This window comes from Gemmatimonadales bacterium (assembly GCA_019637315.1).
In the GTDB taxonomy this organism is placed as follows: domain Bacteria; phylum Gemmatimonadota; class Gemmatimonadetes; order Gemmatimonadales; family GWC2-71-9; genus SHZU01.
The window spans coordinates 44,071-66,145 of sequence record JAHBVU010000020.1; the positions used below are offsets into that span (position 1 = coordinate 44,071).

At 65.3% G+C, this 22,075-nt stretch carries 23 protein-coding genes; 10 read left to right on the plus strand and 13 right to left on the minus strand.

What is annotated here, in order from left to right:
- The first annotated feature begins 244 nt into the window (after positions 1-244).
- Positions 245-1,180: an SDR family NAD(P)-dependent oxidoreductase gene (locus KF785_15125; GenBank protein MBX3148095.1), complete on the plus strand. Its 936-nt coding sequence runs from the start codon at positions 245-247 to the stop codon at positions 1,178-1,180.
- Positions 1,181-1,202: 22 nt separating this feature from the next.
- Here KF785_15125 and KF785_15130 read toward each other — a convergent pair whose 3' ends face one another.
- Both KF785_15130 and KF785_15135 read right to left on the minus strand, forming a co-directional pair.
- On the minus strand, positions 1,203-1,625 hold the full coding sequence (locus KF785_15130) for a DUF126 domain-containing protein (protein MBX3148096.1): 423 nt from the start codon (positions 1,623-1,625) through the stop codon (positions 1,203-1,205).
- On the minus strand, positions 1,622-2,890 hold the full coding sequence (locus KF785_15135; protein MBX3148097.1) for an aconitase X catalytic domain-containing protein: 1,269 nt from the start codon (positions 2,888-2,890) through the stop codon (positions 1,622-1,624). The genes KF785_15130 and KF785_15135 overlap by 4 nt, the downstream gene beginning before the upstream one ends.
- Positions 2,891-3,132: 242 nt before the next feature.
- Here KF785_15135 and KF785_15140 point away from each other — a divergent pair, with 242 nt between their 5' ends.
- Positions 3,133-5,181: a S9 family peptidase gene (locus KF785_15140; protein MBX3148098.1), complete on the plus strand. Its 2,049-nt coding sequence runs from the start codon at positions 3,133-3,135 to the stop codon at positions 5,179-5,181.
- 86 nt (positions 5,182-5,267) lie between these two features.
- Here KF785_15140 and KF785_15145 read toward each other — a convergent pair whose 3' ends face one another.
- Complete coding sequence (locus KF785_15145; GenBank protein ID MBX3148099.1) at positions 5,268-5,546, minus strand: hypothetical protein; 279 nt, start codon at positions 5,544-5,546, stop codon at positions 5,268-5,270.
- Positions 5,547-5,813: 267 nt separating this feature from the next.
- Here KF785_15145 and KF785_15150 point away from each other — a divergent pair, with 267 nt between their 5' ends.
- The 8 genes from KF785_15150 to KF785_15185 all read left to right on the plus strand — a co-directional run bounded on the left by KF785_15150 (position 5,814) and on the right by KF785_15185 (position 11,461).
- Complete coding sequence (locus KF785_15150) at positions 5,814-6,287, plus strand: helix-turn-helix transcriptional regulator (protein ID MBX3148100.1); 474 nt, start codon at positions 5,814-5,816, stop codon at positions 6,285-6,287.
- A 41-nt stretch (positions 6,288-6,328) separates the two neighbouring features.
- Positions 6,329-7,063: an alpha/beta fold hydrolase gene (locus KF785_15155; protein MBX3148101.1), complete on the plus strand. Its 735-nt coding sequence runs from the start codon at positions 6,329-6,331 to the stop codon at positions 7,061-7,063.
- A 22-nt stretch (positions 7,064-7,085) separates the two neighbouring features.
- The gene (locus KF785_15160; GenBank protein ID MBX3148102.1) at positions 7,086-7,223 is read left to right on the plus strand and encodes a hypothetical protein; all 138 of its coding nucleotides are present in this window, start codon (positions 7,086-7,088) and stop codon (positions 7,221-7,223) included.
- Positions 7,224-7,237: 14 nt separating this feature from the next.
- Positions 7,238-7,798, plus strand: coding sequence for a dihydrofolate reductase (locus KF785_15165; protein ID MBX3148103.1), 561 nt, complete (start codon positions 7,238-7,240; stop codon positions 7,796-7,798).
- A 150-nt stretch (positions 7,799-7,948) separates the two neighbouring features.
- Positions 7,949-8,503, plus strand: a complete 555-nt coding sequence (locus KF785_15170) for a porin family protein (GenBank protein ID MBX3148104.1) — start codon at positions 7,949-7,951, stop codon at positions 8,501-8,503.
- A 21-nt stretch (positions 8,504-8,524) separates the two neighbouring features.
- Positions 8,525-8,752: a DUF378 domain-containing protein gene (locus KF785_15175; protein MBX3148105.1), complete on the plus strand. Its 228-nt coding sequence runs from the start codon at positions 8,525-8,527 to the stop codon at positions 8,750-8,752.
- A 149-nt stretch (positions 8,753-8,901) separates the two neighbouring features.
- The gene (locus tag KF785_15180) at positions 8,902-9,822 is read left to right on the plus strand and encodes a cobalamin B12-binding domain-containing protein (protein MBX3148106.1); all 921 of its coding nucleotides are present in this window, start codon (positions 8,902-8,904) and stop codon (positions 9,820-9,822) included.
- 151 nt (positions 9,823-9,973) lie between these two features.
- Positions 9,974-11,461, plus strand: a complete 1,488-nt coding sequence (locus KF785_15185) for an FAD-binding oxidoreductase (protein MBX3148107.1) — start codon at positions 9,974-9,976, stop codon at positions 11,459-11,461.
- 56 nt (positions 11,462-11,517) lie between these two features.
- Here KF785_15185 and KF785_15190 read toward each other — a convergent pair whose 3' ends face one another.
- The 10 genes from KF785_15190 to KF785_15235 form a co-directional block, all read right to left on the minus strand.
- Positions 11,518-12,081, minus strand: coding sequence for a hypothetical protein (locus tag KF785_15190; protein ID MBX3148108.1), 564 nt, complete (start codon positions 12,079-12,081; stop codon positions 11,518-11,520).
- Positions 12,082-12,168: 87 nt separating this feature from the next.
- A complete protein-coding gene (locus KF785_15195; protein ID MBX3148109.1) occupies positions 12,169-13,434 on the minus strand; it encodes a glycosyltransferase family 1 protein in 1,266 nt (421 codons plus the stop codon).
- A gap of 100 nt (positions 13,435-13,534) precedes the next feature.
- Positions 13,535-15,214: a hypothetical protein gene (locus KF785_15200; GenBank protein MBX3148110.1), complete on the minus strand. Its 1,680-nt coding sequence runs from the start codon at positions 15,212-15,214 to the stop codon at positions 13,535-13,537.
- 131 nt (positions 15,215-15,345) lie between these two features.
- Positions 15,346-16,098 carry a lasso peptide biosynthesis B2 protein gene (locus tag KF785_15205; GenBank protein MBX3148111.1) on the minus strand — a complete coding sequence of 251 codons (753 nt, stop codon included), beginning with the start codon at positions 16,096-16,098 and terminating at the stop codon, positions 15,346-15,348.
- Positions 16,099-16,131: 33 nt separating this feature from the next.
- A complete protein-coding gene (locus KF785_15210) occupies positions 16,132-16,332 on the minus strand; it encodes a hypothetical protein (GenBank protein ID MBX3148112.1) in 201 nt (66 codons plus the stop codon).
- Between the two features lie 119 nt (positions 16,333-16,451).
- Positions 16,452-19,151, minus strand: coding sequence for an ABC transporter permease (locus KF785_15215; protein ID MBX3148113.1), 2,700 nt, complete (start codon positions 19,149-19,151; stop codon positions 16,452-16,454).
- 7 nt (positions 19,152-19,158) lie between these two features.
- Entirely contained in the window at positions 19,159-19,491 is a 333-nt protein-coding gene (locus KF785_15220; protein ID MBX3148114.1) for a PadR family transcriptional regulator, read from the minus strand.
- Between the two features lie 59 nt (positions 19,492-19,550).
- Positions 19,551-19,955, minus strand: coding sequence for a DUF3830 family protein (locus KF785_15225; protein ID MBX3148115.1), 405 nt, complete (start codon positions 19,953-19,955; stop codon positions 19,551-19,553).
- A 2-nt stretch (positions 19,956-19,957) separates the two neighbouring features.
- Complete coding sequence (locus KF785_15230; protein MBX3148116.1) at positions 19,958-21,376, minus strand: amidohydrolase family protein; 1,419 nt, start codon at positions 21,374-21,376, stop codon at positions 19,958-19,960.
- A 39-nt stretch (positions 21,377-21,415) separates the two neighbouring features.
- Positions 21,416-22,075: serine/threonine protein kinase (locus KF785_15235; GenBank protein ID MBX3148117.1), on the minus strand; the 660-nt coding region annotated here is incomplete at its 5' end.

The window sequence follows — 22,075 nt, forward strand, 5'->3', positions numbered from 1 at the left end:
ACCAAAGATATCCGTTTACCGGCAGGGTGCACTGGGTCAGCGGCCGGCAACGCGGCAGCCGCACGCCCGATCGTGGATCGAACAGGAGACGTCGACGGGGGCGGCAGTAACATCCAGATGGTGATGTTCGTATATAGGCAGGGGCTCGTTCCATGCTCCGCTACTGCCGGTCGGTTCGGTGGTGCCAGGAACGCTGTCGTATTGCCGGTCATTCATTTCAACCATTCGTCGAGCCATCATGATCATGTCGCCGCGTTCCGTTACCGCGCTGTTCCGAGGACTTCCGCTCCTCCTGGTCCTCGCAGCCTCCACCCTCAGCGCTCAGGCGCCGCCGCAGCCCAGAACTGATTTTCCGAAGGCACCCCCGCTGCCGGACCTCACCGGCAAGGTGGCCCTGATCACCGGTTCGACCGACGGACTCGGCCGCGACGTGGCCCGCCGGCTGGCGCAGGCGGGAGCTCATGTACTGATCACCGGGAGAAGCGAGGAACGCGGCAAGGCTCTCGTCGATGAGATCAATAGGAGTGGTCGGGGCAGTGCCAAGTTCTATCAGGCCGATCTCGCCTCGCTCGATGCGACCCGTCGCCTCGCCGCGTCGGTCCGTCGCGACAACAAACGCCTCGACCTGCTGATCAACAACGCCGGGGTCGGGTTCATTTTTGACAGCACGAGGAAGTTCAGCGCTGAAGGGCACGAGATGCACTTCGCGGTGAACTACCTGGCCCACTATCTCCTGACCAAGGAACTGCAGTCGCTGGTCGTGGCGAGTGCTCCGTCTCGCATCATCAACGTTTCGTCGGGGTCGCAGACGGCCATCGACTTCGATGATGTCATGATGGCAAAGGGGTACAACGGAGGGCGCGGCTATGCGCAGAGCAAGCTGGCGCAGATCATGATGACCATCGACATGGCACCCGAGCTCGAGCGGCAGGGTGTGCTGACCTATTCACTTCACCCGGCCACGACCATGGGAACCACGATGGCGCTTGCCCTCAAAGTGAACCCGCGATCGACCATCGCTGAGGGAGTCGAGTCAGTGGTCAACGCGGTGACCACGACCGAGCCATCGGGTACATACTTCAATCAGCTGAAGCCGGTCAAGGCGCATGCGCAGGCGTACGATGTCGAGGCGCGCGACAAGCTCCGCACTCTGGCTGAACGTCTGATCGCCCCCAAGTAGCCGTCGATCGGACCAGGCGCGCTCAGGCGGGGGTGATCGAAGCCCCGCCTGAGGCGGCCTGAAGCCGAATCCTCCCCCTTACAGTCGCGACCGCACGATAGGCGTCGCTCGGCAGGACCACGACTGGGACCGTTTTCTGATAAAGCGCTTCCGCAACCAGCGCGCCGAGTGCAATGATGGGGTCGGTCGTACCGAGAAGGATGGCGGACGGGCCGGTTCCGGCCCGGATCAGCTCAGCCAGCACACTCGAACTCGAACTCGAGCCGCGACCGGCCGGCAAGAGGAGAATGCTACCAGCAACGGGCTGCCCGTGCTGCGGGTGGTGCGTGTCGGTGATGATGCCGGTCGCTTCGTGCACACCACCCCAGAACGAGAGCGGCTCGTCCAGTACCAGCAGGGGGCCGGCTGCCTCCCCAGCGATCAGCACTTCGGCGTCGCTGATCATTGATCCTCCCAGACCGACTCATCGCGCCAGACCCTCCCCGCAACCGCGGATTCCACACACTCCTCGAGGCTGGCAAAGACGACCTGATAGCCGAGGTTGTTCGGAGCGTACCAGGCCCACTTGGCCGAGTTGGTCATCACGGCGCCAGGCCGCCCCGACAGGATCGGGGTGATGTAAGTGCAGGTATCAGTCACGATCTGAAGCCCGGTGCTCCGCAGCTCTTCTTCCCAGCCTTCGTCGCGAATCCGCGCCAGGGTATCCCGCCCGGTTGAGACAAAGAACTCGACCTCTGTCGCAATGCGTCGGCCGCCCAGCAACTCGCGCAGCTGAACAAACTCGGCGTGTGAGAAGTGGGGGGTGCCGACGCTGACGGCGCCGAGCTGTCGGGTCGTGGTCGAGGTCAGGGCACGCACAGCGTCGCGGAGGTCGCTCCGTCCGATCTCGAACGTCACCTCGGGCGCTGCACCGCCGAGCGCAGCGGCTTCGGTCGGGGCTTCGGGGGTCACACCGGCGACGTGAAACATCGCAACCGACCCCGATGATGCTGCTGCGGCGCCGAGTGCCTTGAGCTGATCCTCCGAGGCCGAGTCAAGGCCCACGATGACCGGAATCCGGCCGCCAACCAGCGGACCAAGCACGTGGCCCAGAGCGGCAAACGTGGTGTCGCGCTCGAGCAGGCGGGTTGGCACCTGGCGCAGGCGGACCACGACGCGAGCCCGACGCCCGGCGTCCGTATGGAGGCCGACCATCGGGACATGGCCCACGATGGCGGCACAAATGTCGATGAAATCGCCGTAGCGTTCGGTCCGCGCACCAAGTACACTGTTGGCAAACACGATGGCGTTCGACTCGGCCCAGGCAATCTGCTCACCAAGTCCAGGGCGGTCCCGCAGTTGATAGGGTGCGCAGGTCCAGGTTTGCCGACAGCCCATGGCCTGATAGTACCGCATCATGGCGCGAGCGGCAGCGGCGACCTCGGCCTTGCCACGGAACAGCTCCGGGTGGAGCAGGTCCACGGCACCGACGTTGAGGGTGGTTGGCACCGTTACCGTGCCACCGCCGTCCGCGAGGGTGCGGGCGAAATCGACGCTGGCCGGGCCGTGATACAGGCATCCGTCGATATGGGCTCGTGAAATGGCTGTCAGATTCGTGGCGCCCGTCATCTCGGCCATGCGCACCACCAGCCGCATGGCGAGCGCCGCCGCCGGGCCGGCTTCGCCCGACAGCTGTGCTCGCTGTGGGTCGGTCAGCTGAAGGTCTGCCATCTCATTGGCCGGTTGGGGGTGGCATCGTTGCTGGCACGAGCAGAACAGGTGAAGTCCCGTCGGCAACGATAGGTGTGGCGGGTAGAGCCAGCAAGTCGGTACGGCTCCGGCGACAGCCGCGAGGAGTCGAGTGCTTGATATTCGGCGTGAAGGAGTAGATTTACGGGTACTTCCGCGAACATCGGGCCCGTGCCGTATCCTGGCGGGTCGACCATGCTTGACCGTCCCGTCGGAGAGATCAGATGACTTGCTTGCGTTGTCTCACGTCGTCACTGCTGGCGTTCGTGGTGCTGGCGCCCGCCGCACATGCGCAGACCCCGGTTGAGGGTCGGATTACCTACGAGGACTATCTCAACGCCGAGGCGCCGCGAGACTTCTTTCGGGGCGGCAGTCCGCAGATGTCGCCGGACGGGAAGCGGGTTGCGTACTCGCGCTGGTGGATCGACAAGATGGCCGATCGCTGGCGGCAGTCGATCTGGCTGGTGGACGCCGACGGCAGCCGCAATCGGTGGCTAGTCGACGCGGGTGGACACACCTGGTCGCCGGACGGGACCCGACTGGCGTTCGTCAAGCAGGGCGAACCGACGGGCGCGCAGATCTTCGTTCGATACATGGATGACGAAGGCGCGGTGACGCAGATCACTCGGGTCGAGACCGGGGCAGGGAATCTGACCTGGTCGCCGGATGGCCAGTGGATTGCCTACACCGCGCTGGTACGGGAGGCGCCGGCCTGGACCAGCACCATTCCCGGCAAGCCTGCGGGAGCAACCTGGACCGCGCCACCCAAGATCGTCGATCGGCTCAACTACCGTGCGGATTGGGTCGGTTACGTCGATGCTGGCTACGCACAAGTCTTTGTCGTGCCCGCATCAGGCGGCACCCCGACGCAGTTGACCACGGGGTCATGGAATCACGGCCAACTGGCCTGGTCGCGCGACGGCAGGGAGATCCTCTTCACGAGCCTCCGGGTTCCTGACGCGGAGTACGAGTGGCGGGAGTCGGAGATCTATGCCGTCAACGTCGGCAGCAAGGCCGTCAGGCAGCTGACTCGGCGCAAGGGTCCCGACTCGGGTCCGGTGGTGTCGCCCGATGGCAGGTTCGTCGCGTATCAGGGCTTCGATTGGACCGACGATACCTATATCACCAACAAGCTGTACGTGATGGGGATCGACGGCAGCAATCCTCGGCAGCTGGCCCGAAGCCTGGATCGCTCGCCGGAGAATGTAAGCTGGGCTGCGGACGGATCGGGCCTCTACTTCATTGCCCAGGATCTCGGCCAGAGCCATCTCTTCTATGCGCCGGTCAACGGGGGAGAGGCTCGCAAGCTGAGCAAGGGCGACGTTTTCCTGAGCCAGCTGAGCGCAGCGGGCGCTCGCGGGGCGGCCATCCTCAATACGGTCGAATCGCCGGGTGACATCGTCGTCTTCGACCTCGCAACCCCAACTCCGCGCAAGGTCACCGATCTCAATGGCGATGTGCTGGCCGGCAAGAGGCTGGGGACGGTCGAGGAGATCTGGTATCCCTCGGTCGAAGGCCTCAAGATCCAGGGGTGGGTCGTCAAGCCGCCCGACTTCGATCCCTCGAAGAAGTATCCCCTGATGCTGGCGATCCATGGCGGCCCGCATGGGATGTACGCCAGCACCTTGTCCTATATGTGGTGGGAGTGGCAAATCTACGCGGGCATGGGATACGTCGTGCTCCACACCAATCCGCGCGGCAGCTCGGGGTACGGCAGCGCCTTCGGGAACGCCATCAAGAATGCCTACCCGGGTAAAGATTACAACGACCTGATGGCCGGGGTCGATACCGTGATCAATCGGGGTTACATCGATACCAGCAAGCTCTATGTCTACGGATGCAGTGGCGGCGGCGTGCTCACGGCCTGGGTCGTCGGTCACACCGATCGGTTTACCGCCGCATCATCCGAGTGCCCGGTCACGAACTGGCTCTCGTTCGTCGGAACGACGGATGGAGCCGGCTGGTACCGCAACTTTGCCAAGCTGCCGTGGGAGGATCCGTCGGAGCATCTCCGTCGGTCGCCGCTCATGTATGTTGGCAACGTCAAGACACCGACCCTGCTCATCACCGGGGAGGGCGACCTGCGGACGCCGATGCCGCAGACCGAGGAGTACTACATGGCCCTCAAGATGCAGAAGGTCCCGACGGCCATGGTACGGCTCCAGGACGAGTGGCATGCCTACTTCAATCGCCCGTCAAACTTCCTGCATACCCTGAACCTGCGGGAGCGGTGGTTCCAGAAGTACAGTCAGCCGAGGCCGACGATTCCCTGACCGAGCCGACTCGAGGTCGGCCCCTATCGAGGTCGGCCCCTCAGGGCGCCGGCCTCGAGATCGGTGAGTCCTGCCTGACGCGGCAGTCAGTTCCAGTTGTCGATCTTGAGATCGCGCGGAGCTGGACTGCCGCGACCCGTTTCTACCAACGATCGCAAGCTGAGAAGAAAGACGGCCCACTTCATACTGCAGTGGCCCATGAAGTCGCCTGCCTCCGGCCAGTTCAGGTGGCCAAAGATGATCAGCGTCATGTCGCCCTCCTGGGTCAGACGGAAGCTGATATCGGTGCCAATCCATTCTGGCGGACCCGCCTGAACTCGCCAGGACACATCATCGAGCGCGGCCCGGGTAACCTCAATGGTCATCTTACCCTTCTCAACCCCGTGATCGCTGAAACGAACGGTCACGATGCCGCCCGTAGCGGCTGACCCTGTCGTCTCCTCTGTCCACCAGCCGGCGATGCCCTCCACTGTCGTGAGCGCCCGGCTAACCTGGTCAACGGGGGCCTTGATACCAATGCGATGGATGATGTCGGGCACAGAGCACCTCGAGCGTGGGGTGTTGGGGTCATTGCTTGCATGAAGCTAGTAATGATGCTTGTCCCATGCAAGTTTGCCCGTTAGAGTCATTCTATGCTGGGGCGAAGCTATGATCGGGAAGTCTGTTCCGCGGCGCGCGCGCTGGAGATTGCCGGGGAGCGGTGGAGCCTGCTGATCCTGCGGAACGCTATGTTTGCGGGTATGACCCGGTTTACTGACTTCGAACAGGGCCTTGGGATTGCCCCCAATGTTCTGGCGACTCGGCTCGAGGGTTTCGTCGCCGAAGGCCTGATGGAAACGGTCGCGGCGGCCAGTGGACACGCGGAGTATCGGCTCACTGACAAGGGTCTCGACTTCAAGCCCGTGATCATCGCCCTGACGGAGTGGGGCGATCGCTGGGCTGCGCCCGACGGTGCCCCGATCGCGTATCGACACAGTGGTTGCGAGGGAACGGTCGGAGTGCATTTGCAGTGCGGAGAGTGCGGTACCGAGCCGTCGCTCGAGGAGGTGGTTGCTCGGCCGACGCCGGCCATGGCGCTGGCCCGTCGTCGGCGCGGACTCGGGTGAGACACGCGGTTTCTGCGGACGGGACGAGGATTGCGTACCGGGTGTCCGGATCGGGTGAGCCCCTGCTGCTCGTCAGCGGTCAGAGCCTCGATCATCGGATGTGGCACACGCTGGTGCCCCGCCTGTCCGCTCATTACGCTGCCATCACCTTCGATCATCGTGGCACCGGCCATAGCGACAAGCCCGACACACCTGCATACACCACTCGCCTCTTTGCGGAGGATGCCGTGGCCGTGCTCGATGCGGTTGGTGCGCTCAAGGCGCATCTGTTCGGCTTTTCGATGGGCGGCCGCGTCTGCCAGTGGCTTGCAGCTGACTACGCGAGCCGAGTCGGTGCGCTCGTGCTGGCCGCAACGACGGCCGGCAACTCGCGGGGTGTGGCACGGGACCGGCGGGTGACAGCGCTGCTGCAGAGCGGCAACATGGAGGCGCTCGATCGTCTCTTCTACTCGCCAGAGTACCTGGCCGGAGGCGGTCGGCCGTGGCGTGTTTCGGACACGCCGCCCTTCGCAAGGCGGCTGCACTATCAGGCCAGTGAGACCCATGATGCCTGGTCAGCGTTGGTGTCGATCGATCGGCCCACGCTGATCCTGCACGGTGCTGAGGATCAGGTAACGCCGCCGGACAACGCCAGGCGCATGGCCGACGCGATTGCCGGCTCCGAACTCCTGCTCATCCCCGGCGGTCGACACGGGATCGTGGCTGAACTCGACCATGCCACCATCCAGGCAGTGATCGACTTTCTCCGGCGCCATCCGATTGGCGCCTTGGGGTGAACCTGCGGATGCGCTGCCCAGCATGATCGATGCGACTCGAGTCACCCCGCGAGCGGTGGCGTGGATCGCGACGCTGTGGTCGTGGTCATGGTTGCTGCGCTCCGCCGCCGGCGTGGCTCAGAACGCCTTTGGTAGCCGGGTGGTTGAGATCTCACGCTGAAATCGAGTCTGTCAATGAAGACACAGTACTTTACCGCGACGACGCTGGACGGCTATATCGCGACGGATGACCATTCGCTAGACTGGCTTTTCCCGCTGGCTCGTCTCGAGGATACCGGGTACCCCGCGTTCATTGCCGAGGTTGGTGCGCTGGCGATGGGGTCCGCGACCTATCAGTGGTTGTTACAGCACGTCGTCAAACCTGGCGCGGAGGATCAGGCACCTTGGCCCTACACGCAGCCCGTCTGGGTCTTCAGCCGTCGTCGGCTGCCCGCACCCCCGGACGCTCAGATTCGGTTCGTATCGGGTGATGTGAGGCCCGTTCATCAGGAGATGGCTGCGCAGGCAGGTTCGAAGAATATCTGGATCGTCGGGGGAGGCGATCTCGTCGGTCAGTTCTTCGATGTGGGCCTGCTCGACGAACTGATCGTTCAGATCGGCTCAGTCACGTTGGGGTCGGGTCGGCCGCTGCTGCCTCGAAGGATCGAAAGTCCCGCTCTCCAACTCCGTTCTGTTCGACGAGTCGGTCCTGGCATGGCAGAGCTGCACTACGACGTGACCTCTCCATCCCGCTAGCATCCGTTTCTTGAAGGACGAGGGCGGGGCCTTTTCGCCCCGCCGCCCAGCCGTCTCTTGCAAACCTGTTCAAAACTTGTTATTATCCTATTCACGTCAGCCGGCAGTGGCCGATGTGAGTCAAAAACGTCCATTTCAGGAGATGTTCGTATGAAAGCCTGGTTTCCCCTGGTTGCGACCGGTGCCCTCATGGTCGCTGCGCCGCTCGCGGCCCAGGCGCAGGGCCCGAAGGTCATGTTGGAGGCACGAGGTGGCGCGGTCGTCCCCACCTTCGACATCGCCGACGTCGCCAAGACCGGAGCGTCCTTCGGCGGAACGATCGGTTATCAGCTCTCGCCCAAGTGGGCTCTGCTCGGTGAGTTCGACTATGGCATGCATAAGGACAAGGCCACCGGTCTGGTCGACATCAAGACGACGCACCTGGTTGCCAAGCTCGGCTACGCCGTGACGCCGTACCGTGAGCGGGGCTGGAACGTGATGCTCAACCTGGGTGCAGGTCTGGTGAACTTCAGCGTCGAGGGCGCCCCCGAGTCGTTCACGTACCCCGCCATCAACGCTGGTGCCAAGCTGGCGTACAACTTCAATCCGTCAGTGGCGTTCGTGCTTTCTCCGCAGGGCGACATTGCGTTCAGCAAAGAGAGTGAGCTGGGCACCTCGAATGCCTGGGTGTGGCCGGTAACCGCCGGTTTCCGATTCAACTTCTAAACTCTGGAAGGTCAGGTCGTCATGCGGGCGCTCGATATCCTTGCCGCAGTACTGTTGGTGGTCGGTGGTCTCAACTGGGGCCTGGTGGCAGTAGCGAACTTCGACCTCGTCGCAGCCGTGACAGGAGCCGGCGGGTTCGGAGCCAAGAACGCCCTGAGCAGCCTGGTGTACGCCCTGGTCGGGCTCGCGGCGGTATACTACGGCCTCAACTGGAAGGCGAGTCACCGCCGGTGGTTGACGGCCGAGTAAGTCGGGTCGGGTCGGGCGCCGCGAGGGTGGCGGCGCCCGAGCCGTGCCCCATGGAGTACGGCAGGCAAAACGAGCCCGCCGCCGCTACAATTGCATCACACCCGGCACGATCCGGGTCCGTCCTGTCCTGACACCGCGAGCAGCTCGACGTGATGGTTCCTCCAAATAACGGTGCGTTGTCGATCGGCGCTCTGTCGGCCGCGACCGGCGTCCCGACCGAGACGATTCGGACCTGGGAGCGGCGGTATGGTTACCCCGTTGCCGAGCGGAAACCGTCAGGGCACCGCGTCTACCCGATGGCCACCGTCTCGCGTCTTCGACTGATGTCACAGGCCCTTGCCCGCGGACACCGGGCGGCCGAGGTGGTTGGGGCGTCGGAGACTGCCCTCGAAGCATTGCTCGCTGCGGTGCCCGGCTTGCCCGAGCCCGACACGCCTGACACGGTGCCGTCGCCCGAGAACGTCAGTGAGTTTCTCGATGCAATTCATCGGTTCGACGCGGATCGACTCCGCCGCGCCTTTCAAACCGACTGGGCGCGATTCGGCCCGATCACCTTTCTCGAGCATCGGGCGGCCCCGCTGCTCGCCGCGGTCGGCGACGCCTGGGCTCGAGGTGTGCTCGACGTTCGCCATGAACACTTCGCCTCGATGTGTCTCGGAGATTTCCTGCGGATGGTTCGGGCCCCGTATGACGAGCGCGCCCGCGGCCCGGTCCTCGCGCTGGCCACCCTGCCGGGTGAGCTGCACGGGCTCGGCCTGCAAATGGCCGCGCTCGTCGTAGCGTTGACTGGTCGTCGCGGCCTGATACTGGGTGTCGACACGCCACCCGGGCAGATCGTGTCCCTCGCGCGGGAGGTCGCGCTCGAGGCCGTCGGCCTCAGCTTCGCGCCGCCTCGGCGTCGGGAGACCCCGCGGGCGCTGGTCGAGCTGCGCGATCAGTTGCCCGACTCGGTGTCACTCGTGGTAGGGGGCGGCGGCGCGCCGCGCCAGTCTCCGCAAGCAGGCATCGACATAGTCCCTACCTTGGGAGACCTCGATACCTGGTTGCGCAGCCGGTCGCCAAAACACTGATCGGCGTGCCGCACCAGTGGCAACGGCTCACCACCTGCGCCACGGCCGGCGGCTCCTGACAAGCCTGGTCTGCCCCGCCAGCTTCCCTCGTCTGGCGGGGCGTCAAACTGGCGGGTAAGTTCACGGTTCCCCCACAGTTCAAGGCAGGCCCATGAAACGGCGCGCGTTCGTCGGTTCTACGCTGGCCACCATCTCGATTCCCGGACTTTCTGAGTCCGGGGTCTGGCAGCGGGTACGTCAGGATCCGGGTGACATCGAGGCAGTAACGGGTGACGGTCGGAAGGTCACCCTGCGCGGCATGGCCGTGCGGGAGCTAGCACAGGGGTTGGAGGGGCGACTGCTGCATGCGCGAAGCGAGGGGTATGAGACCGCGCGTCACATCCTCAATCCGGCCATCGACAAGCGGCCGGCCCTGATTGCGCAGCCCGGTGACGTCGATGCGGTTCGACGGGCAGTGCAGTTCGCGCGTGAGTATGGACTGTTGCTTGCCGTGAAATGCGGCGGCCACAGCTTCTCAGGACAATCGACCTGCGATGGCGGCCTGATGATTGACCTGCAGCGGATTCGTTCCGTGCGGGTGGATCCGACAGCGCGACGTGCTGTCGTTGCTGGTGGCAACCTGCTGGGCGCTGTCGATGCCGCCACCACACCGCACGGTCTGGTCACTCCGCTCGGTACGGTGTCGCACACCGGCGTTGGAGGCCTCACGACCGGAGGCGGCTTCGGGCGCCTGGCAAGACGGTACGGCCTCTCGGTCGACAATCTGGTCGGGGTCGAAGTCGTCACGGCGGATGGCCGACTGCTCCGCGCCGATGCAAACGAGAATGCGGATCTCTTCTGGGGCGTGCGCGGCGGTGGCGGGAACTTCGGCATCGTGACGGCGTTCACGTTTGCCCTCCATCCCATGCAGCGGGACGTCATCAGCGGGGGCTTGGTCTATCCCTACTCCAAGGCACGGGATGCCTGGGAGCTGTACGGGGAGTACACCGTCAGGGCTCCCGACGATCTCTTTCTCGGCATCGTGCAGACCCTTCCGCCTGGCGGTGGTGAGGGAAACGTGCTGCTCGAGGTCTGCTACTCGGGGCCGGAGCGAGATGCCAGTCGCGCCATGGCGCCCTTGGCCAAGCTGGGTCGGCCCGTCGCTGATGCCCGTAAGACAATGCCCTATGTCACAGCGCAGAAAGCGGACGATAACACCGATCCTCGCGCGCTCTCGATGTACCTCAAGAGCGGCTTTACTCGCAACATCGACTCACGGATGGCCGCCGAGATATCCCGTGCGCTCGAAGGACGTCCGGATCGCCTGACGATGGTCTTCGCGGCTCAGTGCGGCGGCGCTATCGGCCGGGTGGCAGAGTCCGCGACCGCCTTTGCCAACCGGGACGCGGAGCAGACCATCCTTGCCGCGGTGGGATGGTCACCCAAGGCGCCGGCAGCTCCGCATCTGGCATATGCCCGCGAGTACTGGAAAGTCGTTGAGCCCTTTACCAACGGCTTTTACGTCAACGATCTGTCGGGAGAAGAGCGCTCAGCCATCGAGGCCAACTATCGAGGGAACTTTGCCCGTCTGAGCCGGCTCAAGACAAAGTACGACCCTACCAATCTGTTCCGCCTCAACGCCAATATCCTGCCGGGTTAGGCTACCCAGGAACTGATCGGCACCGCGCCGGTGCCGATCAGCCGCCCACGGAGATGTTACGCTGCCGGCCAGCGCCAACCGAAGACGCCGCCAGTGAGTGCGGCGAAGATCAGAGCGTCAAAAAGGGACTTGAGTGTCGTCGTCCAGCTCCGGTTGAACCAGATCGACTGCTGGATCTGAGCCAGGCCGTAACCGGCAAAGGCAACAGCTCCCGTGATCCGGAAGACGCGCAGGTATGCTTCGCCAGGGGGCAGGACGTGCCCTGCAACATACGCGGCAAAGATTCCCACCACGATACAGAAGATGAACCACTGTCCCAGTTGCTTCCCGATGTTGAACATACCGTTCGGCATCACCGTCATCTGGATGACCGGGCCTTGGTTCAGCTTCTCGAGATACTCGGCTGAGCGCATCTCGGCGGAGCTCTGAGCCCGCGGCATGACGTAGTCTCCCGGCGGAATCGCGAACGGCCGGAGCGCGGCACGCACGCCATCCTCGTCGGGCACGCGACGCACGTCGGAGTTGTGATAGGTGAGCACCATGTGAATCACAGAGCTCGCAATGAACACTGCAACCGCGGAAACGAGGATCGGAAGCCACAGCGAAGCCAATGAAACCATCACTGCCTCCTGGGAGGGGAAGGCCGGCCGAGATGGCCGGACCCCAGAAGGTGCGGCGCGATCAGAGAGGGCGCAAGAGAGGGTAAGTCAGCGGGGAAGCAGCGACTCGATCACGTCGCACGCGGCGCTGGCGCCTCCCTCGGCGCGGACCTGCGCCGCCACCGCCTGAGCCCTGTCATGGCAGATCGGGTCGTCGAGCAGTCGGCGCAGTTCGCGGGCGACGCGCCTGGCCCGATACCGGGAGGGTAGCAGGGTGCGCGAACACCCCAACCGGGCAACTCGATGAGCGTTGTCCGGCTGATCGTGAGAGAACGGCACGGTCAGCATGGGTCGACCGGATCGCAGGGCCTGATGCAGGGTGCCGATCCCACCCTGATGGACGATGGCCGCCGCATGAGGGAAAAGAGCTGCATGAGGGGCATAGGGCTCGAGACGCACGGTATCGGGGACGGTGCCGATGGGTTGGTTCCCCGCATGCGCACCGACCAGCAGAACTGCTCGAACACCAAGGATTTGAACCGCAGCCAGGCTCTCCTCGAAGAAGGTCCCGGCGGCAGCCACGGCCGCACTTCCCAGGGTGAAAACAACTGGCGCCGGGCCCGCCGCCAGGAAATCGATCAGCGCGGCGGACAGTGGTTGCTCCGCATCGACGCCGTTGTACTGCACGGCCCCAGTTACCGTTACGTTCTCTGGCCAGTCGGGCTTCGGCTCGGCCAGCACGCTCGAGAACAGCGCGATAACGGCTGCCGGGGAATGCTGTCCTTCGGCCAGCGGGTTGAGCGTTGTCGGGAGACCCAGGGCACGGCGACGGTCCTCGACGGGGCGGACCCAACGGCGCGTCATTGCCTTGCCCAGCCGGGTGAAGAGACTGGCGACGCCGGGAATAGCCTCGAGACCCTTGGTCCACGGTGCGCCCGGGGCAACCGGCATATCGTAGCGCGAAAGAAACGAAATCGGCGCCAGGACTGTCGAAACCCAGGGGATCGCGGCCTTCTCGGCCAAGTAGACGGCGGCAAACGACAAGGGATGGGTCACCACCAGGTCCGCATCGGCGAGCAGCGGCGCGATATCCGCCTCGGAGTCCGCCAGTGCGGGCATCATGATCTCACGAATCAGATACTCCGTCCCGCGGGCCGGGTCCATGATGCGGGCGATGGTCGCGATGTCGTTCAGGTCGCCGTCCGGCCGGACGGCATGGAACTCGAGCCCCTCGCGCTCGACCAGATCGCGGGCGTAGCCCGGCATGGCGAGGACCGGATGATGACCGCGCGCGCGGAGCTCGAGCGCGAGGCCAACGTAGGGAAAGACGTCGCCATAGGAGCCGAAGCTGGTGAGAACGATTCGATGACCCATGTCCTGCCTGCGGCGTCAGCTGACGCGATGGTGCCTCAGCGGTTGCAGTAATCTGCCCAGACCGCAGGTCGTGGCGCCATACGTTCGCCCGCAAGCGCGCCTACAAGGGCGGCTCCAGATTGGGCTGAAAGTCCATTGCCGGGACACCCAGCTGCAGTCGCTGCAGCCAGCACTCCATGGTCGCCGCCATGAAGAAATGAGGTGCCGACTCAACAACGCCGGCGCTGGCCCGGCGCACCTCGTTGGCCCAGGCAATGCCATCGACGATACCCAAGTCTGCCAGGAGTGGAGCATAGGTCAGCAGGGAGAACCACGGACGACTGTTCCGAAGACCCGAGTCGAAGGCGGCCTGATTGGATCCTTTGTCTCGTCTCAGACGAACAGGCTCCGGCAGGATACCCCTCATGATCCGACGTTGCAGGACGCGATCCAATCCCGCAGTTCGGCGCAAGCCATGAGGCATCATCAAGGCAAACTCGAGGAACGGCCGATCGAGCAACGGGTGACTCGTGCAGGTGGTTCGCTCGGCTGAGTCGGTTTCCCCGATGACGGCGGCCTGAAGGAAGGCCTCCTCCCAGAGGATTGCCCGTCCCAGAGGTAGTCCCGTCGTGTCGACGAGGCCGACCGGCCCCGGACGGCTCGCCCTCGGCGTACCATGCCGCTGGAGGTAGTCCCGACGAATCCAGGCAGGCAGTGGAGAATGAAGCGCACCTACCCCGAACCCCCGCTGCCGCCGAACCTGCCTCGAGATGACCGGGAGCACCCAGTTGCGAATCCAGAACGTCGCGGGGCGGGCGGCCGGGTCTCCCGACATCCAGGTGCGCAGCTCACGGAGGAAGCCGGGGAGGCGGCCGGCCAGCAGCTCGTCTGCCAGGTGCAGTGGAGGACAGTCCTCCGATCCGAAGGCCACGTCTCCGCCAACGCCGGTGAGCAGCGTCGTAACGCCGTGCTGGTGCAGGATGCGAGTATAGGCATCGCGCTGAGCCCGATGAATCTCGGTCCCGGGTTCAGCTGCGAAGCGATCGGGGACAGTATGGAAAGGCGGATACTCGTCGATATCGATCGTGTGGCGATTGATTCCCAGCACCGCAGCGGCGTGGGACGATAGCGTATCGTCCGTCCCGCCGGACAAGCCTGAGCGACTCACGAAGGTGATCGCCTCGACGCGACGACCAAGCCTGCCAGCCAGCGCAGCGACCGAGGTTGAATCGAGTCCACCGGACAGCTCGCACCAAGTGTTCCCGCTCTCCGGCACGTGGCGCTCGATCGCACCCGTCAGAATGTCTCGCAGACCCTCCGCCCAGTCGGCCTCTCGGGCGTGGCGGGTCAGCAGTTGCGCGGCAGGCGGAGCCCATGGTCGCCCTTTTGCGGGTGGCCGTTCTGGAGACCATTGCCAGGTTTGGCCAGCCATCAGGCGTGAGACACCAAGATATGGCGTCCGTTCGGATGCCAGGGAGGCGGTCGCGATGGCATCGGCGAGATACGCGTGGTCGAGGGCGACCGGCCCGATCATCGCGACCAGATCGCTCAGGCGAGACGCGAACGAGGCCACGCCATCCGTGACGGTGTAGAACGCCTGCTGGATTCCGAGACTGTCCTGAAGCAGCAGGACGCTGCGCCGCTCTCGGTCAACCAGCGCTGCGGCGTACTGCCCCAGCACATGCCGGCTCAGATCAGGTCCCCACTTCGCGTAGGCACCTGCGATCTGGCGGGCGGGCGGGTCTGACGAATGGGTGGGTTGCGGGAGGTCTCGTGCGTTGGTGATGGCGCCTGCGGCCATCACGAAGAACGGACGGCCATTGATCGTCGTGACGACCGGGTCGGGTCGTGCGAACCAGACGAGGCGCCCGTCCGGGTGGAGTTGTCCCGCGAAGCGGACCGGCTCGGATGCTCCCCGCGGTTCGGACGGGGTTACTGGAGAACGGCGATCGGGGTGAATCGGGCGACCTCGTGGGGCTGGTGGAGCAGCGGTGTGTCGCCGAGTTCAACCCATGCGTGGGCGATGAAGGGGCTGGTGCAGACGCCGATGACGTGGCGGATGGCACAGCCGCGCTCGCGCAGAAACGAATAGAGCGCCAGCGAGCGGGGCAGGCAGTCGTTCCGGCCTCGTCGGGAGATGAGAAACATCTCGGCACGGCGGAATGCAGCCAGCAGGCGCTCGACAGGAGGCGGATCTGCCGACCCGCGCGCGCCGGCAGCCGCGCGCGCGGTTGCTCCGGCGTAGGCGGAGGGCAGACCACCGACCGCCAGGCTGAGGCTGGTTCGAAGACAGGCGAGCCAGGCATGGAGGGAAGCCGGCAGGAGATGGAGGATTCGCGGCCTCCGTGCGTGGTTGACAGGCGGAATGTCACGAGTGCCGTTGCCGGCGGGGGCTGCGGCTGGGCGAATCAGGCCCCGCTGTTCGCAGTCGCTGATGAACCGGTCCAGATCGGCGGCAAGCCGATCGGGCTCGACATCGAACCGAGTGGTGAGTTGCGCACCTAGAGAACTGCGATCGTTCCCGGCTGTGATCCCGGACCACATTGCCATGGCCGAGCCGGTCAGGCTGAGATAGGACCCCGACCGGAGGCAGAGAATGGTGACGAGATCACCCGAATCGAGCCACCTGACGTGTGGTGATGCCTCCCAGCGCGCCGACGGCCGGTCCTGCTGCGCCTCGGACACAGGGCTGGCGTGCCAGGTAGTGAGAGGGAGACGCTACTGCTTCCAGCTGCGCCCCTGCTCAGAGCTTCCGTCATGGAACGGGCCGGCAGACGACCAGCCGGTCAGGCCCGTTCCTGATCCGATGTCCAGAATCTCGGGTGACGAGTACGGGAGCCGTGGTGCCGGCTGGGAGGACTCGGCGTTCGACTCGTTGTCGAGGGTCGGGGACTGGTGAGATACGTCGCGATCGTTCATGGGGAGCTCCAGTATGAATCGGGCAAGCCGTTTCTGGAATCACCTTTCAACTTAGGTTCGGGCGGGGCGGGCGCAAGGGCGTCGGTGGTGGTCGGACGCCCCATGTGTGATCGTCGCGCCTAGTCGCCGCGGAGCACGCTGCCCGGGGGCACCCGCGCCGCCCGAACTGCCGGCAGGAAGCTCGCGATGAAGGCCACCAAACCGGTCAACAGGATCACGGCAACGAATGTCAGCGGATCGGTGGGGCTGACGCCCTCGAGTACTCGGCTCAGGAGACCGGTCAGTCCGAGCGCGAGCGCGGTGCCGATCGCGATACCGGCCGCGGTCTGTCGGAGGCCCGGCCACAGTCCGGCGCGGAGCAGTTCGATCGGTGGCGCGCCGAGTGCTGCGCGAATGCCAAACTCCTGGCGGCGGACGGCAACGGCGTGGGAGACGATCCCGAAGATCCCGATTGCCGCGAGGCCGAGTGCGATGATGCCAAAGCTGCTCAGTAAGCGCATCGCAAAGTGCGGCGCGGCAATCGACGCACCCACGATCTCCTCCATGGTGCGGATCTCCGAGATCGGAAGCCGCGGGTCGACCTGACGTACAACGTTGCGCACTGGAGCGATGAGGGCCTTGGGATCGCCGTCGGTTCGGATGGCCAGGCTCAAGCTGCGAATCGTGCTGCCCGGTGCCCGAGCGAACTGAGCGACGGTCACGTAGAAGCCGGGTTTGATGGTGCTCTTCAGGGTGTTGTGGTGAACGTCCTCGACCACGCCGACGATATGGTAAGGAGGCGCGGCAAGACCTAGTGAACTGCCGATCAGAACGCGGGTGCCCAGCGCGGAGCGTCCCCCCAGGTAGCGATCGACGAAGGTCCGATTCACGACCATTGCGAGCGGCCCGTTCAGGTCGTCGCCGCTGTCGAGGAGGCGTCCTTCGAGCAGGCGATAGCCCATTGCCTCGAGCCCACCTGGCGTCACGATCTGCCAGTCGCCCGGGGTGCCCTGGTTTGGCGGCGGGGTATAGCCTTCGACGGCCATGCCCCAGTCGCCCATATCCGTGGCGAGGGGGAGGAGACGCACCGCACCGACCGAGCGGACTCCCGGAATCCGGCCGACTTCAGCCGTCAGCGTATTCCAGAACCCCGCCACCGCTGCGGAGTCGCCGTACCAGGTCGACGGGGTCGACAGGCGCATGGTCAGTACGCCACGCGGATCGAAACCCGGGTCGAGCGCCAGCAGGTTCCGGACGGTGCGCACCAGCAGCCCCGCACCCGTGACGAGTACCACTGCAAGGGCAATCTCCGCCGTGACCAGCGTCTGGCGCCAGCGCAATCGGCCCTTGCCTGCTGACGCGCGGTGGCCGGACTCACGCAGCTCGTCGGCCGGGTCGAGCTGGCGCACCTGCAGCGACGGCAGAATGCCGGTGAGAATGGCGGTCAGTGTGGCGATCAGGAGCGCGACGCCCAGGAGAAGCGGATCGATCCGCGCCTCCGCTACGCGCGGCAGTGACGTCATTCCGAGCTGCCGGATGGCGGCAACGGTGAGCCAGGCGATCACGATGCCGGCAACCGCGCCGGCCGCGGCGAGCACGCCGGTTTCGATGAAGAGGAGCCGTACGAGGCGGGCCTGTCCGGCGCCCAATGCGGTACGGACGGCGAGCTCACGCCGCCGCCGCTCGCCGCGCACGAGCAGCAGGCCGGCCACGTTGGCGCAAGCGATCAGCAGCACGATGCCCACGGCGCCGAGCAGGACGAGCAGCGGCTGGCGGACCTCGCCGCTCACGAGGTCGTCGACCGGAATCGTGAAGGCGCGGAACCCGAAGGCGGCGGTGTAGATGTTGTCGCGGACGAACCCGGCAACCCGTTCACGCAGCTGCGCGTCGGCCTGCGCCGCCGTCGCGCCTGGGGCCAGGCGTGCCACCGCATAGAAGTTGTGGCTGCCGCCTCCCGGGTTCATGGCGGGCCCGGGGACTGCACCTTGCTGCGCAGCATCGGTTGCCAGCGGCAGGTAGACATCCGTGGCTCCGTCGGCGCCGAAATCGAGCGGCAGCTTGAAGCCGGGAGGCAGGACACCAAGGAGCGATGCGCTCGCTCCGTTGACCTCGATGGTGCCGCCGACGATCGCCGGGTCGGCGCCGAATCGTCGAGACCACAGTTCATGACTGATCACGGCAACGGCCGGGCCGCCCGGCCGGTCCTCGTCCTCGGTAAACCCGCGGCCGCGAATCGGGGTCACCCCCAGGACGCGGAACAGGTCGGCCCCCACCTGGGCGCTGCGAACCCGTTCCGGCTGGTCGCCGCCGGTGAGATTGACCGCGCCGCTCGCGAACAGAGCGATGCTGGCAAAGGCGGGTATCTCGGCTTGCCACGCTTCGTACTCATCGTACGAGAGCCAGGTGCGATCGACGTCCTTCCATGCGCTCCAGACCGTGACGATACCGGCAGGGTTCTCGTACGGCAGCGGCGTGAGGAGCGCGCTGCGCACCACCGCGAACAGCGCAGTTGCTGCGCCGATGCCGACGCCGAGGGCGAGCACGACGATGGTCGTCAGGCCTGCGTCGCGGCGGAGCGAACGAATGGCAAAGGCAAGATCCTTGAGCACAGACTCGATCCGGCTGCCACCCCGCTCGTCTCGCACCTCCTCGGCCACCCTGGTCGTGTTGCCGAAAGCACGGATTGCCGTCTGTCGGGCATCCTTGGGCGCCTCACCCTGATCGATCCGGTACTCCGTTTCGAGATCCAGATGGTGGCGGATCTCTTCGGCGAGCTCGCGATCGGCTCGGCGTCGCCCTATCAGCGCCTCGAGAGCCGAACGAATGGAGGACCAGGCCATGAGAACCTCAGGCGAAGCGAAGGACGCGCTCGACCGCTCCGGCTGAGCGGCGCCAGTCGGCAACAGCGGAGTCGAGCGCTCGGCGCCCCGCCGGAGTCAGGTGGTAGTACCGGGCCCGGCGGTTGTTCTCGCTGGGTCGCCATTCTGCACGGATCAGGTCGCGGCGGAGCAGCCGCTGCAAGGCGGGGTAGAGGGAGCCCTGATTGACATCGAACACGTCACCCGAAACCTGCCGGAGTCGGAACGAAAGACCCCAGCCGTGGGACGTCTCGGCAGAGAGCAGCCTGAGGATCAGCATCTCCAGGGTGCCCTGGAGAACATCGGAGCGAGGGTCGGCCATGCTCCTTTAGACGGGCGACAGGTCGAAATAGTTGCAACGGGGGGGTCGAGCGGGGAGGATCAGGCCTCGAAGCGGATCGGTTGGGCCCCCTCCCAGACGACTCGACGCCCGATTTCTGGCAGGAGGTCGAGCCCCTCGACGACCGTCAGGATATGGTTACCGCGGAGGCGACCGAACTTGCTGGCAAAAACGGTGGTGCCGTACGGGAACAGGATCTCGGTCTCGCTGATGCCCTTGGGGTACAGCAGGATCTGCCCCGGGGCTGGCTGGTCCGTGGCATTCTCCTCGCCCACCCCGGTTTCGAGATCGCCGTACGGTACCCAGGCTGCTTCGCCGCTCCAGCGGGCCTGCAGCAGCGAGCCGGTCAGTGGCAGCAGGCCCAGAAATGCCGCGACCGATCGGGGCGCGCGCTCTCGTTCGAGCTGCGCGGTCAGAACGAGGTCGCCAACGGTGATGCGAATCATGATCACTTCCCGGCAGGTGGCGGAACCAGCGCACTGATGATCGGGTTGCGTGGCAAGCTGGACCGATCGACGGTCACTCCGTCTTTGATAACGGTGCGGATCCGCCGGTAGTTTCGCGCGCTGGCCAGCGGGTCGGCATCGAGGATGACGAGATCGGCGCGCCGCCCCGGTTCGAGGGTGCCGATTTCCTGTTCCAGTCGGTAGGCCCGGGCCACATGACTGGTGGCCGAGCGGAGCACCTCCATAGGCGCCATGCCGGCCTCTTCGAAAGCCACCAGTGCGTTGAAGTGTCCTTCGCCGAGTTTGGTTCTGGAGTCGACCGTATCGGTGGCGAGCGAGCCTGACTCGCTGAGCAGGATCGGGTTCTCGATGCCGGCATCGGTCGACATGAGCAGTGTCACACCGGCGCGAATCATGTTCCGGATGTTGTCGCGGCCGATCTTCATGTAGGGCGTGAGGATGCCGTCCGGCGTCATGGCATCGAGGTGCCGCTGGGTCACGGGCAGCGCCGACACGGCAACCTTGCGGTCGGTCAGCTTGCGGAGGGTGACCTCGGGGATGGCCTGGGTCGGGCCCGAGATATCTCCGTGGGTGACGATGTTGACCCCGGCTTCGATGGCCATGTCGAGACTCTCGACCGATGTCGTGTGGGCCTGAACGGTCATCCCGGCCCGGTGACCTTCTTCGACGATGGCGCGTTGGACCCGTTCCGAAAACGAAATCAGGTTCATGTCGACGTGTCCGCTGCCGCCGAACTTGAGAAAGTCGACGCCGAGCTTCGTATAGCCCCGAATGACCTGACGGACTGAGTCCGGGGTGAGCCAGAGCAGCTCCCGTCCGGTGCCATCCTCCCACAGGGCGTTGGTACGCTGGACGAAGGCCCGGCTGGCGTGCGCAGCGGACGGCAGTCGGAAATCCGCGCCCAGCGGGCCGGTAAAGCCGATGATGTTACCGGCGATGTAGAAGCGGGAGCCGGGTACCCGCCCGGCGTTGATCTCATCGCGCGCGCGAATCAACGGTGCGCGGGGGCCCCAGGTGTCGAACACCGTCGTAAGCCCCGCCCGCAGGGCGATTTGCGCGGCCTCGATAATGATGTCGTGGTAGCGTCCCTCGTAGCGGATCAGGGTCTCGAGGTCGCCGTTGAGGTAGAGGTGGAGATTCGCATCCATCAGTCCGGGAATGACATAGCCTCCTCGGGCATCGATCCGGGTCGCGTTGGTCGGGATCGTGACGGCAGCCGCCGGACCCACCGCCGCAATCCTCCCGTCCCGAATCAGCACGACGGCATCCGGGATCGGGGCGCGGCCGGTGGCGTCGATGACGGTGCCCCCGGTCACCGCGACGGTCTGGGCGTGGGCGGGCAACGCCCAGCAGGCGGCAAACACGGCCATCGATCGCAGCGTCATTCGGATGCGTGGCATAGCTGATCCCTGATTGTCGGAACGGTGGTTGTCGACTGCCTAACGATGCTCGCGGATGGTGGCCGCCAGAGCGTCGGCGAACTCTCGCATCGACTTGAAGCGCGACGCCGGGTCGTGCTCCATGGCTTTCCCAATTACCTGATCGAGCCCTTCGGACGCGCCGGGATAGACGCTGCGGAGTCGGCGCGGCTTCCCGGTCAGGTGGTTGAGCATCGTTTCCTGTGCGTTGGTCCCGTCGAAGGGCAGCTCCCCGGTCAGGAGCTCGAAGCCCAGTACGGCGAGCGCAAAGATGTCGCTCCGATGGTCGATCGCCTTGCCCCGAATCTGTTCCGGGCTCATGAACTCGGGTGTGCCGAGCACGATGCCCGTTGCCGTCAGCTTGGAGATCTCGCCGCCCGCAATCCGTTCTTTGGCAAGGCCGAAATCCATCACGACGGCGCGCTCCCGAGCCGCCTCCGGGACGAGCATGACATTCTCGGGTTTGAGGTCGCGATGCAGGATGCCCTGATCGTGCGCGTGCTGGAGGCCGTGGGCAATCTGAACCAGGATCGGCACGGCCTGCGCGGCTGGCATCGGGCCGGTTCGATTTTCCCGGGCCGCGAGCGTTTCGCCTTCGAGGAAGGGCATTACGAGGTACGGCAGCGTATTGGCCTCGCCGTAGGCCAGCAGGCCGCAGACGTTCGGGTGGTTGAGCTTGAG